Source organism: Nonomuraea sp. JJY05 (genome assembly GCF_043496855.1).
GTDB lineage: Bacteria > Actinomycetota > Actinomycetes > Streptosporangiales > Streptosporangiaceae > Nonomuraea.
Window position 1 is genome coordinate 1 of the sequence record NZ_JBIEIS010000044.1, and the last position, 16,061, is coordinate 16,061.

The following is a 16,061-nucleotide window of genomic DNA, read 5'->3' on the forward strand; positions in this document are numbered from 1 at the left end:
TCACCGGCTTCCACGGACCCCGCACCCCCGAGCAGGGCGCAGCCATCGCGATCCGGCTCGCCACGCTTCCCGACGGCGGCCCGACCGGTTCGTTCTTCGAGGACGACGGCGTCATCCCCTGGTAACCGCGAACCTGTCGCCCCCGCCTGGGGGCGCGGCGGTGACAGCGGCCAGGTGCAGGGTCATCGACAGCGCGCGGGCGTCACCCGGTGCTCCTGGCCGCCCCGGTCGGCGTGGTGCTCGATCGCCCAGGTTCGGGTGGTCTACTTGATCACATGGCACTGAAGGAGTTCTATCCGCCGATCGAACCGTACGACTCCGGCCTGCTCGACGTCGGAGACGGCAACGAGATCTACTGGGAGACCTGCGGAAACCCGGCCGGCAAGCCCGCGGTCTTCCTGCACGGCGGACCCGGCGGCGGCATCCTGCCCGGCTTCCGCCGGTTCTTCGACCCGGCCGCGTATCGGATCGTGCTGTTCGACCAGCGCAACTGCGGCGCCAGCCGGCCGAGCGCCGCGGACCCGGGGGTGTCGCTGCAGCACAACACCACCTCGCACCTGGTCGCTGACATGGAGCGGCTCCGCGAGCACCTGTCCGTCGACCGCTGGCTGGTCTTCGGCGGAAGCTGGGGCAGCACCCTCGCTCTGTCGTACGCCCAGGCCCACCCCGACCGTGTCGCCGAACTCGTGCTCCGCGGCATCTACCTCGTCCGGCCCTCCGACGAGGACTGGACGTTCACCTCCACCGGCGCGGCCCGCCTCTTTCCCGCCGAGTGGGCCGCGTTCCGCGACGCGATCCCCGCCGCCGAACGATACGACCTGGTCGCCGCGTACGGCCGCCGCATCGGCGACCCCGACCCTGCCGTCCATCTCCCGGCGGCCCGTGCCTGGATGGACTGGGAGTTCTCGGCCAACACCCTGCTGCCTGTCGACCCGCCGGAGCTCGACGACGGCGCCATCCTCCTTTTCGCCCGCATCACCCACCACTACATCAGCAACGGCGGTTTCCTCCCCGAAGAGGGCCTCCTGGCGGGCGTCGACCGCATCCGGCACATCCCCACCGTGATCGTCAACGGCCGCTACGACATGAAGACGCCGCCCGACCAGGCATGGGATCTGCACCAGGCCTGGCCCGAGGCCGAGTTCCACCTCGTCGAGGACGCGGGCCACGGCGGTTCCGAACCCGGCACCCGGCACCGCCTGATCGACGCCACCGACCGCTTCCGCCGGCGTTGACGGTCCGTCGACGGCTCCTTGCCGCTCCGGGCTCCGCGGGGTCTTCGACACCAGCTCATCGGGGGACGGTTGCATGAGCGTCCTTTGATCGGGTACGGCAGGCGCCATGTCGGTTTCGCGATATGAGGGCTGGTTGCTGGCCGGGCGCTACCGGCTCCAGGTCGAACTGGGGCGCGGTGGCATGGGCCGGGTCTGGCGCGGCCACGACGAGTTGCTGGACCGCCCGGTCGCCGTCAAGGAGGTCACCCTCGACGAGCGGCCGCCGTCCGAACGTGAAGCGCTGCTCGGCCGCACCATGAGCGAGGCCCGTCTGGCCGCCCGGCTGTCCCACCCGCACATCGCCACCGTCTACGACGTGGTGGAAGCCGACGAGCGGCCGTGGATCGTGCTCCAGCTCGTTTCGGCCCCCACCCTGGCCGACGTTCTCGCCGGGAGCGGGCCGCTGCCGCCCGCCGTGGTCGCCCGGATCGGCCTGCAGGTGCTGGACGCCCTGCGGGCCGCGCACGCGGCCGGGATCGTGCACCGCGACGTCAAACCCGCCAACATCCTGCTGGACGCCGGCCAGAGCCACGCCGTCCTCACCGACTTCGGCCTGGCCACCAGCCTGGAGCAGCCGGTGGATCACACCGGGGCGGGCCTCGTGGTCGGCACGCCCGCCTACATCGCCCCCGAACGCGCGCGCGGCGGCCCGCCGACACCGCAGACCGACCTGTGGTCGCTGGGCGTGACACTGTACGCGGCAGTGGAGGGGCACTCGCCTTTCGAACAAGGTGGCGCGCTGGCCACGGTCAGCGCCGTGCTGACCGCGGAACCACCCCCGTTCGAGCGCGCCGGACCGCTGGCTCCCCTTCTCACGGGCCTGCTGCAAAAAGACCCGGAGTGCCGCATGAGCATCGGCACCGCCCGCCGGCATCTAGAGCAGATCTCCGCCCCGCCCCCTGACGGCCTGCCACAAACCGGGGATCTCATGCCCGCCGCCGTACCGGCAGCCGGTGCGCCTACTCTGCCGTCCTCCTCCCCCGGCTTGCCCGCGGCGAGCGGTCGCGCCCTGCCTGACGTGGGCCGCGGCCGGTCCCGGCGCGCCCGCCCGGCCGGCCAGGAGCGGCGCGCGCAGGTACGGCACGTGGCCGTAGCGGCCGCGCTCACGATCGGCGCGCTGGCCGCCGGCTTCTGGCCGGACGCCTCACCCGGGCCACCCACGGGCGCACAGCAACCCGGCGACCGGCTCCGGTCCACGCCCGCGACGACACCGGCGCCCGAACCCACCACCCCGGTGGCGACGGCATCCCACCCCGGAGCGTTGCAAGCTCGGCAGGTCTCGATACGGCGCCGCGTCGCGAAGGCCGAGCACGACGGCGCACCCGCGGCGTCCTCGTCCGAAGCCTCGTTGCCGCCGGGCCAGGCCAAGAAGGCGACCACCGCCGACGGCCACCTCCCGCCCGGTCACAGCGCCGGGCACCCCGGCGAAGGCAAGGCCAAGGGGCGTCACTGACGCGAGGTGAGACGCCCGGCTCGGAGCTTCGCGGTTGGCCATGGCGTGGTCACTCACCGACTGGCACGATCAGCCTTTGTGGATCGCGCACGACGCTCAGGGCGCCACGGCCGCCGGCGTCGGCGTCGGCGCCTTACCGGGTGGGGGCCCGCCTCGTGGGCGGCCAGGATCAGACCGTCGGCCGCGACCGGGGCCAGCCGGGCCACCACGCCGGATTCGCGCTGCAGCCGCACGAGCCCGCCGGGAGTCGTGATCACGTGGCCGGAAAAGGATTGGACGGGATGACGCTCGGGCTTGTAGCTTGCAGGTGATCGTGACACCGCCCGAGGAGGTGAGACCCATGAACGCTGTATCGATGTGGGTGCTCCCCCTTCCCGTCACGGCCAGGCGATTGACGTAGGTGTCGCCGGGAGCGCCTCCCCAAACAAGGCACTCCCGAAAGGCAACACCTATGCACTCTCCGCAGGTCACCGCCGAGCCGCCGTCGAACGACAGGGTCGAGCGTGACTCCACGGTGGGCGACGTCCCCGGAGCTCTCCGGTCGCCGGCCTCCGGCGCCGGTCGCGCGCCCCTCATGTTCGACGTGATCATTGCCGGGTGCGGGCCGACCGGTTCGATGCTGGCCGCCGAACTGCGGCTGCACGACGTACGGGTACTCGTTCTGGAGAAGGAAACCGAGCCCGTGTCGTTCGTCCGCATAGTCGGTCTGCATATTCGCAGCCTCGAGCTGATGGCGATGCGCGGGCTGCTGGATCGCATTCGCCGGCATGGAAGACAGCGTCCGGCCGCCGGTTTCTTCGCCGCCATCCCCAAACCCGTCCCCAAGGGCCTGGATTCCGCGTACGCCTATCTGCTGGGCATCCCGCAGCCGGTCATCGAACGTCTGCTCGAAGAACATGCGATCGAACTCGGTGCGCAGGTCCGGCGCGGTTGCGCGGTCGCCGGTTTCGAGCAGGACGACGAGGGCGTGACCGTCGAGCTGGCCAACGGGGAACAGCTGCGTTCGCGCTACCTCGTCGGCTGTGACGGCGGGCGCAGCACGGTGCGCAAACGGCTCGGCGTCGGCTTCCCCGGCGAGCCCTCACGGAATGACACGCTGATGGGCGAGATGGAAGTGGGTGTGCCGCAGGAGGAGATCGCCGCCAAGATGACCGAGCTCGGCGAGACCCACCGGCCATTCTGGCTCCGGCCCTTCGGCAGAGGGATCTACAGCGTCGTGGTCCCCGCCGCGGGAGTCAGCGACCGCGCGGAACCGCCCACCCTCGAGGATTTCCAACAACAGTTGCGCACCGTCGCCGGAACCGATTTCGGCGTGCACTCCCCGCGCTGGTTGTCCCGCTTCGGGGATGCCACCCGGCTGGCCGAACGTTATCGGGTCGGGCGGGTGCTGCTGGCCGGCGATGCCGCGCACATCCATCCACCCATCGGCGGGCAGGGCCTCAACCTGGGCGTTCAGGACGCGTTCAACCTCGGCTGGAAACTGGCCGCACAGATCCGCGGCTGGGCGCCGGAAACACTGCTGGACACCTACCAGGCCGAACGTCATCCGGTCGCCGAGGACGTGCTGGACAACACCCGCGCCCAGACGGAACTGCTGTCCAGCGAACCGGGCCCGCAGGCCGTGCGCAGGCTGCTCACCGAACTGATGGACTTCGACGAGGTGAACCGCCATCTGATCGAGAAGATCACCGCGATCGGCATCCGCTACGACTTCGGCCAAGGCCCCGACCTGCTCGGCCGCCGACTGCGCGACCTCGACGTGAAACAGGGCCACCTCTACGATCTGCTGCATCGCGGCCGCGGCCTGCTGCTGGACCGCACCGAACGCCTGACCGTCGGCGGCTGGTCAGACCGGGTCGACTACCTCGCGGATCCCACCGCGGCACTGGACGTTCCGTCCGTCCTGCTACGCCCCGACGGCCACGTCGCCTGGATCGGCGAAGATCAGCAGGACCTGGACGACCACCTCTCCCGCTGGTTCGGCAAGCCCGCCCACTGATCTCGCCTGAGCAGTGGTCATCCACGTCGCCCGCGGATATTCTCTGCGGGCGACGTCAGCCCAGGTCGGCAAGGAGCCGCGCGCTCTGACCGGCCCAGTGGTCCAGCCCGTGGCGCAGGTGCGTCTCGTGCGCCTGCCGGGCGTGGACGCGCGCCTGCTCCACCTCCCCCATGGTCCTGGCCAGCTCGGCCAGGACCAGGTGCATGGAGCCCCAGCCCGCCGCACCCATGCCGCTGACGACCAGCCGCCCCGAGTACGGCGCGAGCCTGGCGTACAGGTCCGCCGGCTCGGGGACGCCGAGCCGGGCAGCCACGTACCCCCACACGACGGTCAGGAACTCCGTGGACCAGTCATGGCGGATTTCGGTGCCCCAGCGGGCGACCAGTTCACGCGCCAGAGCGCGGTCGCCCGCGTCGAGCGCGGCCAGCACCGCCACGGGCCGCAGCGGCACCATGCCGGGATGCTCGGCCCTCGCCACCAGCTCGCCGAGCAGCTCGCCCGTCCTTCCCCGCGCCCAGCGGCAGGTGAACAGGGTGATCAGGCCTGGGAAGTCGGGCGCCCACATGCTGGAGCCGTCCAGCAGCGCGGTGAACTCCCCGGCGAGCCGTTCGGCCTCCTCCCACCGGCCCTGGAGGGTACGGCCGGCGGCCGCGGCGATGCGCACCATCGCCTCCTGCTCGGGGCGGCGTACCTCACCCAGCAGGCGCTCGCAGCGCGCGAGGTCCCGCTCCCACTCCGCCAGCTCACCGTCCCTCAGCAGATGCGCCATGCGGAACACGCGCGCCACGACCTCCGCCCCCGCCGGCAGGCCGGGCATGGCCAGCATCTCCTCAGTGGCCCTCCTGCGCTCGCGCTCCCGCTCGGGCACCCAGGCGGCGATCACGTAATTGTTCAGCACGCGCGTCAGCAGGGCGGGATCCGCGACCCGGCGGGCGACTGCGACGGCCTCGGCGGCCAGCCGCTCGCCCTCGCTCCGCCGCGTGCCCGTGTAGTACAGCTCGACGCCGAGCGTGCCGAGCAGGGCGGCGCGGTCACGGTCGTCGAGCGGCTCAGCGAGGAGATCCTCCAGCAGGGCCGCCATGCGCTCGTCGGACTCCCCGTAGGCGCGCCAGTTCCACACCGCGACCTCGCCGAAGACGACGATCGCCGAGACCAGCGCCGCCCTGTCACCGAGGTCGGCGGCGATCCGGACGGCCTCGTCCAGCGCCGTCCGCGCCCCCTCCACGTCGCCCACGGCCCGCAACGCCCGCCCGAGCCCGATGAGCAGCTCATGGCGGCGGCGCACGTCGGCCACGTCCAGCACGTCGAGCGCCCTGCGCCAGAAGCCGACCGCCTCGTCGTAGGCGTGCTGGTCGGCCGAGCGGCGCGCGGCCCTGACCGCGTAGCCGACCGCCTTGGCCGCCCCTCCCACCCGGGAGGCCGCGCCGAAGTGGTGGGCCAGCACGGACGCCTCCACGCCGGGGAACGACTCCAGCGCCTCACCGGCCCGCAGGTGCAGCCGGGTCCTGCCCAGCCGGCCCAGCTCGGCGTACAGGGCGTCCCTGACCAGGGGATGGGAGAAGCGGTAGTCGAAACCGTCGGGCAGCTCCATCAGCAGCCCGCTCGCCACGGCCGGTTCGAGCAGCGACATGACCTCCTCGGGCGGCAGGGCGCCCACCGCCACCAGCACGTCGAAGCCCACGTCGCGGCCGAGGACGGCGGCGCGGCGCAGCAGGTCCTGGGTCGGCTCGGGCAGGCGCGCGACCCGGCGTCCGATCACCTCGCGCACCCCGGCCGGGACGCCCAGGGACGCGGCGTCCAGCCGGTGTTCGCTGTCCAGCAGGCGAAGCAGCTCGTTCAGGAAGAACGGGTTGCCGCCGGTCCTGTCGTGCAGCACGGCGGCCAGCGCGGGGTCGGTGAGGTCGCGCCGGGAGAGATAGGCCGAGACCTCCTCCCGGGTGAAGGGCGCCGGCGCCAGGCGCTCGGTGCCGGGCTCCCGCACCAGCCGGCCGAGGGTGTCACGCAGCTGCTCGGGATCGCCTCCCGGCTCGGGCCGCAGCGTCGCCAGGATCAGGACGGGGGCACGGTGCAGGTGGGCGGCCAGGAAGGAGAGCAGCCGCAGCGAGGAGGCGTCGGCCCAGTGCAGGTCGTCCAGCACGACCAGCCGGGGCTCGCCGGACGCGGTCAGCTCCTCCAGGACCCGCTCGTGCAGCCCGAACAGCGCCGTGTCGGGGTCGCCGCCGGCCGTCCGCGCCTCGCCGCTCAGCAGGCGCAGCGCGCCGGCCGTGTCCCGGCCGAACGAGCCCAGCACCTGCAGCCACGGCCAGAACGCGGGCGCGCCGGTGTCCTCGGCGCAGCGCCCCCACGCGGTGGCCAGCCCCCGGGCCTCGGCCTCGTCGGCGGCGGCCTGGGCGAGGCGGGTCTTGCCGATCCCCGCCTCCCCCGTGACCAGCAGGACACCGCCCCGGCCGCGCCGGGTCCCCGCGAGGCGCTCAGCGATGAGGCGCAGCATCTCCTCCCGGGCGATGAGGCCGTCCGTCGCCTGCGGCGGCGAGACGGCCGGCTCTCGCACCTCCACGCGGGCCGGTCCGGGCACGGCCGCGGCCAGCTCGGGAGACTGGGCGAACACCGCCTGCTCCAGCGCGCGCAGCGCCTCGCCGGGTTCGAGGCCGAGCTCGTCGGCGAGCAGGGCCCGGACCCTGCGCAGCGCCGCGAGCGCGTCAGCCTGGCGTCCGGCACGGTAGAGGGCGAGCACCAGAAGCCGCCACAGCCGTTCCCGGAACGGCTGCGCCTCCACCAGACGCTCCAGGTCTGGGACGCACGCCGCGTCCTCGCCGAGCGCGAGCCGCGCCTCGAACCGGTCCTCCATCGCCGTGGCGCGCAGCTCGCCCAGGCGCGCCGCGACCGGCTGGGCGAACCCGTACCCGGCGAACTCGGCGAGCGGCTCGCCGCGCCAGGTGGCCAGGGCCCGGTCGAGATGGCGCAGCGCCATGGCGTGCTCACCGAGGCCGAGCGCCCGGCTGCCGTCCTCGGCCCACGTGCTGAACCGGATGAGGTCCACCTGTCCCGGCGGGACGGACAGCAGGTAGCCGGGCTCGCGGGTCACGAGGACGGCCGCCGGCGTGCGGGGCGGCCGGTCAGGCTCCAGCGCCTTGCGCAGCTTGGCGATGTAGACCTGGAGCGACCCCATGGCGCTGGACGGCGGCTCGCCCGACCACAGCTCGTCGATCAGCCGGTCGAGCGACACGATCCGGCCCGGTTCGAGCGCCAGCATCGCGAGCACCGCACGCTGTTTGCGCGTGCCGAGCTCGACGGGCCGCCCTTGCGCGTCGAGGACTTCCAGCGGGCCGAGCAGGCGAAAGTCCATGGCTCCTCATCGCTCACGTTCATCCGGCGCACCAGGGTAAGGGGAGGTCCGGCCGAGAGGAAACGAACCGTCTGTCCGGAATGAAGCAGGCCGCCTGCGCGGGATGGGACAAGCCCGCGACAAGTCGCGGACAGCTCCTCCCCAAGTGTCGCGCCGCATCGTGGAGCGGCGACGACAACAGGAGGAACTGTGACATCTCACGAGACGGGTCTTCGGCGCGCGGTACGCGGTCAGGTGCTGATGCCGGGCGACGACGGCTTCGACGCGGCCCGGCTGCCCTGGAACCGGGCCGTCGAGCAGAAGGTGAGCGCGGTGGTACGGGTCGAGGACGCGGCCGACGCGGCGGCCGTGGTCAGCTACGCCAAGTTGGCCGGGCTGGGCGTGGCCGTCCAGCCCGGCGGTCACGGCGCCGGTGACGGGCTCGACGGCCAGATCCTCGTACGGACCGGCCGGATGCGCGGCGTGGACATCCGGCCGGGCGAGCGGGTGGCACGCGTCGAAGCCGGCGTCCAGTGGGGCGAGCTGCTGGCCGCGGCGGCCGAACACGGCCTCACCGGCCCGGCCGGCAGCTCCCCGTTGGTGAGCGTAGCCGGGTACACCCTCGGCGGCGGGATCAGCTGGTTCGGCCGCTCCTACGGCCTGGCGGCCAACGGCGTACGCGCCTTCGAGGTGGTCGACGCCGACGGCGCCCGAGCGAGGGTCACCGCCGGGTCCGACCCGGAGCTGTTCTGGGCGCTGCGCGGCGGGGGCGGGGACTTCGCGCTGGTGACGGCCATGGAGATCGGGCTGGTCCCCGCTCCGCACCTGTACGGCGGGGCCGTCATCTGGCCCGTCGCCCGCGCGGAGCAGGTCCTGGCGGCCTTCCGTGAGATCACGGCGACGGCTCCCGAGGAGCTCACCCTGTGGTTCACGCTCATGCGCTTCCCGCCGCTGCCCGAGCTGCCCGAACCGTTGCGCGGGCTGTCGGCGGTGGCGGTGCACGCCGCCTACCTCGGTGCGGAGGCGGCGGGCCGGGCCCTGCTCGCCCCGCTCGGCCGGGCCGGGGCTCCGCTCCTCGACACCCGCGGCCCGCTGCCGGCGCACGCGCTGGGCGCCATCGCCGCCGAGCCGACCGAGCCCAAGGCCGGTCTGCTGCGCGCGGAGCTCGTCACCGACCTCGACGACGCCTGCGCCGCCGCGCTGCTCGACACGGCGGCGGACGGGTCCGTCGCCCCGCTGACCGCCGTACAGGTGCGGCACCTCGGCGGGGCGCTGAGCCGTCCCGTCCCGGACGGCGGCGCCTGCGGGCACCTCGCCGAGCCGTACGCGCTGAGCATGCTGGGGGCCGCCGACACGCCGCAGCTCGCCGCCGCCGTCAAGGAGCGGCAGGTCGCGATCTCCAAGGCCATGGTCCCTCACACGAGCGGCCGCAAGCCGTACACGCTGCTCGGCCACGGGGAGAAGGCCGCGGCGGCGTTCCCTGGCGACGTGCTGGCGCGGCTGCGCGACGTCAAGCGCCGTCGCGACCCGCACGGCGTCTTCCGCAGCAACTTCCCCGTCCAGGGCTGACGCCGCCCTCCTGCTCCGCGTCCAGAACGCGCTGCGCTCGTCGATGGGGTCAGCGCCTCCTGAGCAGGGTCACAACCAGCAGAGCGATCGCGGCCATGAGCACGGCGCTGACGCACGCCGCCACGTGGAACCCGTCGATGAACGCGGCGCGGGCGGCGCCGAGCAGTTCCGCCGCGGATTCCGTGGGCAGGCCGGGCGCCAGCGCCACCGCAGCGCTGAGGCTGTCGCGGGCGCCGTCGTCAGGAACGGCTGCGGTGGACAGCTCCGCCCGGTAGGTCGCGGTGATCACGCTGCCGAGCAGCGCGATGCCGAGTGCGCCGCCGAGCTGGGGCGCGGTCGAGGAGATGGCCGCAGCCGCTCCGGCTCGCTCCGCGGGCGCCGAGCCCACGACCATGTCCGTGGCCAGCGCCATCATCGGCCCCAGCCCGGCCGAGACCACGACGGCCCCGGTGATCAGTACGGACAGCCCGCCGGTCTGCGTGAGCACCACGTACCCCACGGCGGACACGCCCAGGCCGACCCCGATCACCAGCGGCGGGCGCACCAGGCGGGCCACCCGGGGAGCCAGCGTCGAGCCGACGATGACGCCCACTGCGGGCGGGGCCGTCCACAGGCCCGCTTCCAGCGGCGACATGCCGTGCACGAGCTGGAGGTACTGAGCGATCGCGTAGTTCGAGCCCCACAACACGAAAATGCCGAGCGCCAGAGTGGCCGCCGCGACGCTGAACGTCCGGTCGCTGAACAGCCTCAGGTCGACGAAGGGATCGGCCAGTCTGCGCTGCCTGCCTATGAACACCCAGGCCAACGCCGCCCCCACCACGATCGCCGCGACGGACGGCGCCGTCAGGCCGTCGGCCGCGAGCTGCTTGAGCCCGTAGACGACCGGCAGCACCGCCGCCAACGACAGCAGCGCGCTGACCAGGTCGAGCCGCCCGGCGCCCACGTCGCGGTGCTCGGGCAGCAGCCACGGCCCCAGCGCCAGCAGCACGACCATCACCGGTACGGCCGGCAGGAACGCCGAGCCCCACCAAAAGCGGTCCAGCAGCCAGCCGCCCACCAGCGGCCCGATCGCCGTGCCGCCCGAGACGCTGGCCACGATGACCCCGATGGCCACCGCCCGCTGCCTGGCGTCGGTGAACATGGACGTGGCCAGCGAGAGCGTGGACGGCATCAGCGTCGCCCCTGCCATCCCCATCAACGCCCTGGCCACGATCAGGCTCCCCGCGTCGGGCGCGTACGCAGCCATCACCGAGACCAGACCGTACGCGGCCGCTCCGATCAGCAGCAACCGGCGGCGGCCGATCCGATCGCCCCACGCCCCCATAGTGATGAGCGAGCCGGAAAGCAGGAAGGCGTAAATGTCGACGATCCACAGTAGCTGCGTGCTGCTCGCCCCAAGATCCTTCCCGATGGCGGGCACCGCCAGGTTCGTGACCGTGAGTTCCAAGGACGCGAGCAGCGCGGGCAGCGCCAATACGGCCAAGCCGGTCCACTCACGTCTTCCGGCTTTGATCGTTGAAGTCGTCATGGATCAAGGATCAAACCTCAAGCACTCTTGAGGTCAAGACCGTCTGTCGGACCGCGTATTCCGTCGTCCAAGAGTTCAAGGACACCTTCCCGGGAGCCAGCGGGCTGCCTTCGCGCCGGGCCTTCCGGAAGGGAGAGGGTCTTGGAACTTTCCGGACCGGTCTACACGCACGCGCGTGTCACCAGGACCCCACGGCTGGGCGCCTGCCGTGGTCGCAGGCGCCCCTCATGCCATGGTCAGGCGCACCACCAGCGGATGCCCTGGCACTGGCGGGCCGTAGCGCTGCCACCACGAGGTCCTGCTCGAGTGCGCGGGCACGATCAGGCGGTCGGAGTCCGGCCCGCGCCGCTTGTTAGGTTTCCCGGGCCCGCCCGCGAACTGGTGAGCAGCGCCCTGGCGGACTTGCGGAACGCCGGCACCAGGCGGTTGCGGTCGCCGGTCCGGGTCGCCAGCACGACGTGACTCGGCTCGACGCCCTCCAGGGGAATCGAGGTGAGGTCCGGGCGGAGGTTGACGAAGATCGGGCCGGCCGCGATGGCCACCGCCTCCCCGGCGGCGATCAGCTCGAACTTGTCCTCGATGCCGGCGATGATCGGGCCGCCGGGGGCCGGGCGGCCGTCGGGCCTGGGATCGATGCGCCAGTACGCCTCCCAGGCCGGGTCCGGGTCGGCCAGCCGGGGCAGCGGCTCGTCGGCGATGTCGTCCAGCGTCACGGACGCCCTGCCCGCCAGGCGGTGGTCGCGCGAGAGCAGCAGCATGCGCGGCTCGTCGTACAGGATCGTCACGTCGAGCCCGTCGGTCGCGAACGGCAGCCGGGTCACCACCGCGTCCACACGGTAGTCGAGCAGGGCGGGGCGCGGCTCGTTCCAGGCCACGTGTGAGGTGCGTACGTCGGCGTCCGGGTGCAGGCGGCGCAGCTCGCGCACGGCCGGCGTGACGATGAGGCCCGTCGTGTACCCGATCGTGATCCGGCTGGGCCGAGCGGCGGCGCGGGTCTGCGCCGCCGCCTGGGCGGCCGAGCGCAGCAGCGTCTTGGCGCGGGGCAGGAAGACCTCGCCCGCCTCGGTGAGCCGCGTGCCCTGCGGGGTACGGTCGAGCAGGCGGGCGCCCAGTTGCCGCTCGAGGCCGCGGATCTGCCGGCTCAGCGACGGCTGGGTGATGTGCAGGGCCTCGGCGGCGCGGCCGAAGTGCCGGTGCTCGGCGACGGCCGCGAAGTAGCGCACGAGCCGCAGATCGAGGTCGGGCGAGTCGGGCATGCCCGCAGCCTACTGCGGTGATGCCTGAAACGTATTGCCCGTTGAGGAACAGGCTTTGGACGCCGTACGGCACCGGCTCCGACGATGGGAACACCGCTGAAGAAGGAGATCATCATGCGTGTTTTCGTCACCGGTGCCACGGGTTTCGTGGGTTCCGCCGTCGTTCGTGAGCTCGTCGAGGCCGGGCACCAGGTGGTCGGTCTGGCCCGTACGGACGAGGCAGCCGCCGCGTTGAGGGCCGCGGGAGCCGAGCCCCACCCCGGCTCGCTCGACGACCTCGCCGGCCTGCGCGACGGAGCCGCCGCCGCGGACGGCATCATTCACCTGGCCTTCGTGCACGACTTCGCGAACTTCGAGGCCGCCAACCAGACCGACCGGCGGGCCATCGCGGCGCTCGGCGAGGCGCTGGCGGGGTCCGGCCGGCCGTTCGTGATCACCTCGGGCACCGGCCTGCTCCCGCCCGGCCGCGTCGGCACCGAGGCGGACGAGCCGGGGACGCATTCGCCCCGGGGGGCCGCCGAGCAGGTGGCGCTGTCGTTCGTGGAGCGCGGGGTGCGGGTCTCGGTGTTGCGGCTGCCGCTGGTGCATGGGGAGGGCGACCCGGGGTTCGTCGCGACCGCGATCGGCGTCGCCCACGCGAAGGGCGTATCCGCGTACGTGGGCGACGGCGACCACCGCTGGTCGAGCGTGCACCGGCTGGACGCCGCCCGCCTGTACCGGCTGGCCCTGGAGGAGGCTCCCGCGGGCGCGCGGCTGCACGCCGTCGCCGAGGAGGGCGTGCCGGTACGCGACGTCGCCGGCGTCATCGGGCGCCGGATCGGCGTGCCGGTGACCGCGATCACCGCGCGGGAGGCGGGCGAGCACTTCGGCTGGCTGGCCTCCTTCGTCACGCTGGACATGCCGGCCTCCTCCGCCCTGACCCGGAAGCTGCTGGACTGGCGTCCCAGCCGCCCCGGGCTCATCGCCGATCTGAACGCGGGACACTACTTCGAGGGCTGAGCCCGCAGCTCCGCTCGGTGACCCCCGGGCAGCCGCAGGCCGCGCCGGACCGTCTCCCCCGCCGACGCCCACGGCCATCGCCGTACCCAGAGTCAGCATGACCAGTCGCCAGGATGGGGGCGGTTCCGGCGAAATTCGGTGGCTCCCGCGCGGTGTTCGTCGTTAGCGTGGCGCGGTGATCTACGAGCATCCTCTGGCGTACGTGCTCGGCCTGGAGGGCATCGCCCTGATGCGGGCCCACACCGGCGGGCACGACCGCGCGTTCGTCGAGGCGCGCCTGGCCGAGATCCGCAAGTTCCTCGATGACGACTCCCTGGCCGGCGCTGCCGTCGAGGTGGTTTCCGTGGACACCGTGGAGGGTTACCGGATCTGGTCGCAGACCTACGACGGGCACAACACCGCGTTCGACCTCGACGAGCCCTTCATCAGGGAGATCGTCGACGCGCTGCCGGCCGGAGACGCGCTGGACGCGGCGTGCGGCACCGGCAGGATGGCGGCTTACCTGGCCGGTCGCGGCCATCGGGTGCGCGGCGTGGACAGCTCGCCCGACATGCTGGAGCGGGCGCGTCAGCGGGTGCCGCAGGCGGAGTTCCGGCTGGGCGAGCTGTCTTCCCTGCCGGTCCCTGCCGAGTCCGTCGACGTGGTGGTCTGCTCGCTGGCGTTGACGCATGTGCCCGTGCTCGACCCGGTGCTGGCCGAGTTCGCCCGGGTGTTGCGGCCCGGCGGGCATGTGGTGCTCGCCGACATCCATCCCGAGGGCGTGGCGCGGGGGGTGGTCCCGCCCGTACGGCTGCCGGACGGGCGGCCGGGGAGGGTGGCCACCTATCGCCACCTGGTCGGGGACTACGTACGAGCCGCGCTGGCAGCGGGGCTGCAGCTGCGGCGCTGCGAGGAGCCACTGCACCCGCCAGGTGAGCCGCGCGAACGGACCGACGTCCTGCATCCGTGGGACGTGTGGCCGTGGGCCCTGTGGGACCTGGCGCCCGAGGCGGCGCACGCGGCCATCGCCGGGACGCCGTCAATGCTGTTCTGGCACTTTCAGCGCTAGCCAGTTCTCCACGGCCGCCCCATACCCAGTTCCGAGGCCAATCGCGTCGGCTACGGCGCGATGCGGCTGACCGCGATGCCCTGCTCCCGGCAGAGGTCCACCAACCCGCTCTCGTCGGCACGGCGGCCTTCGTCCCCTGCCTTCGCTCTGTCCGGCCTCCAGCGCGAGGCTGCCGCGGCGCAGGAGCAGGACGCGCGCGTCCACACGGTCGCCCGCGCCACGGCGCCACGCCCGCGCGGGTCCGCCTCGCCTGGACTCTGCTCCGAGGACCGCACGTACTGCCGGCCGGTGCCGGCGGTGGCACCGGCCGGTGAGGGAGGAGCGTCAGGTGGCGAGGGTGGCAACCGGCTCCAGGTCGTAGGTGCGGGCGTAGCCGTTCTCCATGCCCACGAGCAGGTCCACAACGTCGAAGTAGCGGTCCCAGAAGGGAGTTTCGCGCAGCGCGTCGATCAGCAGCCGGTAGGCGTCGTGGTCGTCCGCCTCCCAGACCCAGATGTCGGTGACCCGCGCCGAGTAGAACTCCGTGTCGTAGAAGCGGGAACGGACGCCGCGGGTGCGGGCCTCGATCACCGGTACGACTTGGGTGGTGAAGGCCTGGACGCGTTCGGCCACGGTCATCGCGAGCCACTCGGGCGTGGTCTTGACCAGCATGAACGCGGTGACCGGCGGCTCGGTTCGGTCAGTGGACATCGACTGCCTCCGGTGTGGCGAGGACGGCGGGCTTGAGAGTCTGCGCGCACCACTGCGCGAATCCGGTGGCCGGGCCCGCCTGCGGCGCGCGGTCGACGCCCGCGTCCAGGCCCTGGTCCTTGGCGCGCTTCATGTCGACGAGGCCCTCGACGAACGCCTCGTTGAGGCCGTAGCCGAGCAGGGTGGACCGCAGCTCGGCGAGCGGCTGGCGCCGGTAGCGGACCGGACGGCCCAGTACCTCGGTCATGATGCGGGCCAGGTCGTCGGGCGACAGGTCCTGCGGGCCGAGCACCGGAACGCTGCCGACGCCGGTCCAGGAGCGGTCCAGCAGCAGCCCGGCCGCCGTCGCGGCGATGTCGGCGACGGCCACCAGCGGGGCCGGACGGTCCGCGGCGACGGTGTCGGTGAAGACGCCGTTCTCGCGGATCGAGTCGGCCTCCTCCAGCAGGTTCTCGAAGAAGGACGGGCTGGCCAGGGCGCGGTAGGCGACGCCGGAGCCGGCGATCAGGTCGTCCATGGCCAGGGAGGCGGTGACCAGCCCGGCCCGCGCGGCCTGCGGGGTGCCGCGGCCGAGCGCCGAGACGCCGACGACATGGCCGACGCCGTGGGCGGCGAACGCCCGCGCGGCCGGGCGGGTGAAGCCGCTGAACGCCTCGTCGGGCGTGGCCGAGGCGTCCGGCGGCACCAGCCAGAAAACGGCGTCGGCCCCGGTGAAGGCGCGCTCGACGGTCGCGGCGTCGCCGTGCGAGCCGGTGACCACCTCGACCCGTCCGCGCACGGCCTCGGGAAGCCGGGCAGGATCGCGGACCACGACGCGCAACTCCTCTCCGCGTGCGGGCGCGGCCTCGACCAGCAGCGACAGCAGCCGCCGGCCGATGTTCCCGGTGGGGGCGGTAATGACGATCATGAAAACCTCGCGG

Annotated in this window: 11 protein-coding genes; 6 read left to right on the forward strand and 5 right to left on the reverse strand. The window is 73.0% G+C overall.

Annotated elements, in window-relative coordinates:
* Positions 1-281 precede the first annotated feature (281 nt).
* The 3 genes from pip (at position 282) to rox (ending at position 4,726) form a co-directional block, all read left to right on the forward strand.
* The gene (pip, locus tag ACFKCF_RS47350; protein ID WP_394502141.1) at positions 282-1,235 is read left to right on the forward strand and encodes a prolyl aminopeptidase; all 954 of its coding nucleotides are present in this window, start codon (positions 282-284) and stop codon (positions 1,233-1,235) included.
* 106 nt (positions 1,236-1,341) lie between these two features.
* Positions 1,342-2,727, forward strand: coding sequence for a serine/threonine-protein kinase (locus ACFKCF_RS47355; RefSeq protein ID WP_394501987.1), 1,386 nt, complete (start codon positions 1,342-1,344; stop codon positions 2,725-2,727).
* A 574-nt stretch (positions 2,728-3,301) separates the two neighbouring features.
* Positions 3,302-4,726 (forward strand): rifampin monooxygenase, encoded by a 1,425-nt coding sequence (gene rox / locus ACFKCF_RS47360; protein WP_394501989.1) that lies wholly within the window; start codon positions 3,302-3,304, stop codon positions 4,724-4,726.
* A 55-nt stretch (positions 4,727-4,781) separates the two neighbouring features.
* On the opposite strand, the gene ACFKCF_RS47365 is transcribed toward rox, so the two are convergent.
* Positions 4,782-8,072 carry a BTAD domain-containing putative transcriptional regulator gene (locus ACFKCF_RS47365; protein ID WP_394501991.1) on the reverse strand — a complete coding sequence of 1,097 codons (3,291 nt, stop codon included), beginning with the start codon at positions 8,070-8,072 and terminating at the stop codon, positions 4,782-4,784.
* Positions 8,073-8,261: 189 nt separating this feature from the next.
* Here ACFKCF_RS47365 and ACFKCF_RS47370 point away from each other — a divergent pair, with 189 nt between their 5' ends.
* Positions 8,262-9,620, forward strand: coding sequence for an FAD-binding oxidoreductase (locus ACFKCF_RS47370; RefSeq protein WP_394501993.1), 1,359 nt, complete (start codon positions 8,262-8,264; stop codon positions 9,618-9,620).
* 49 nt (positions 9,621-9,669) lie between these two features.
* Here the strand turns inward: ACFKCF_RS47370 and ACFKCF_RS47375 are convergent, their stop codons facing one another.
* Both ACFKCF_RS47375 and ACFKCF_RS47380 read right to left on the reverse strand, forming a co-directional pair.
* Positions 9,670-11,148, reverse strand: a complete 1,479-nt coding sequence (locus ACFKCF_RS47375; RefSeq protein ID WP_394501995.1) for an MFS transporter — start codon at positions 11,146-11,148, stop codon at positions 9,670-9,672.
* Between the two features lie 320 nt (positions 11,149-11,468).
* Positions 11,469-12,404: a LysR family transcriptional regulator gene (locus ACFKCF_RS47380; RefSeq protein ID WP_394501997.1), complete on the reverse strand. Its 936-nt coding sequence runs from the start codon at positions 12,402-12,404 to the stop codon at positions 11,469-11,471.
* A 114-nt stretch (positions 12,405-12,518) separates the two neighbouring features.
* Here ACFKCF_RS47380 and ACFKCF_RS47385 point away from each other — a divergent pair, with 114 nt between their 5' ends.
* Positions 12,519-13,403 (forward strand): SDR family oxidoreductase, encoded by an 885-nt coding sequence (locus tag ACFKCF_RS47385; protein WP_394501999.1) that lies wholly within the window; start codon positions 12,519-12,521, stop codon positions 13,401-13,403.
* A gap of 175 nt (positions 13,404-13,578) precedes the next feature.
* On the forward strand, positions 13,579-14,451 hold the full coding sequence (locus ACFKCF_RS47390) for a class I SAM-dependent methyltransferase (RefSeq protein ID WP_394502001.1): 873 nt from the start codon (positions 13,579-13,581) through the stop codon (positions 14,449-14,451).
* A gap of 324 nt (positions 14,452-14,775) precedes the next feature.
* Here the strand turns inward: ACFKCF_RS47390 and ACFKCF_RS47395 are convergent, their stop codons facing one another.
* Entirely contained in the window at positions 14,776-15,141 is a 366-nt protein-coding gene (locus ACFKCF_RS47395) for a darcynin family protein (protein WP_394502003.1), read from the reverse strand.
* Complete coding sequence (locus ACFKCF_RS47400; protein WP_394502004.1) at positions 15,131-16,048, reverse strand: NAD(P)H-binding protein; 918 nt, start codon at positions 16,046-16,048, stop codon at positions 15,131-15,133. Before ACFKCF_RS47400 ends, ACFKCF_RS47395 begins: the two co-directional genes overlap by 11 nt.
* Positions 16,049-16,061 lie beyond the last annotated feature (13 nt).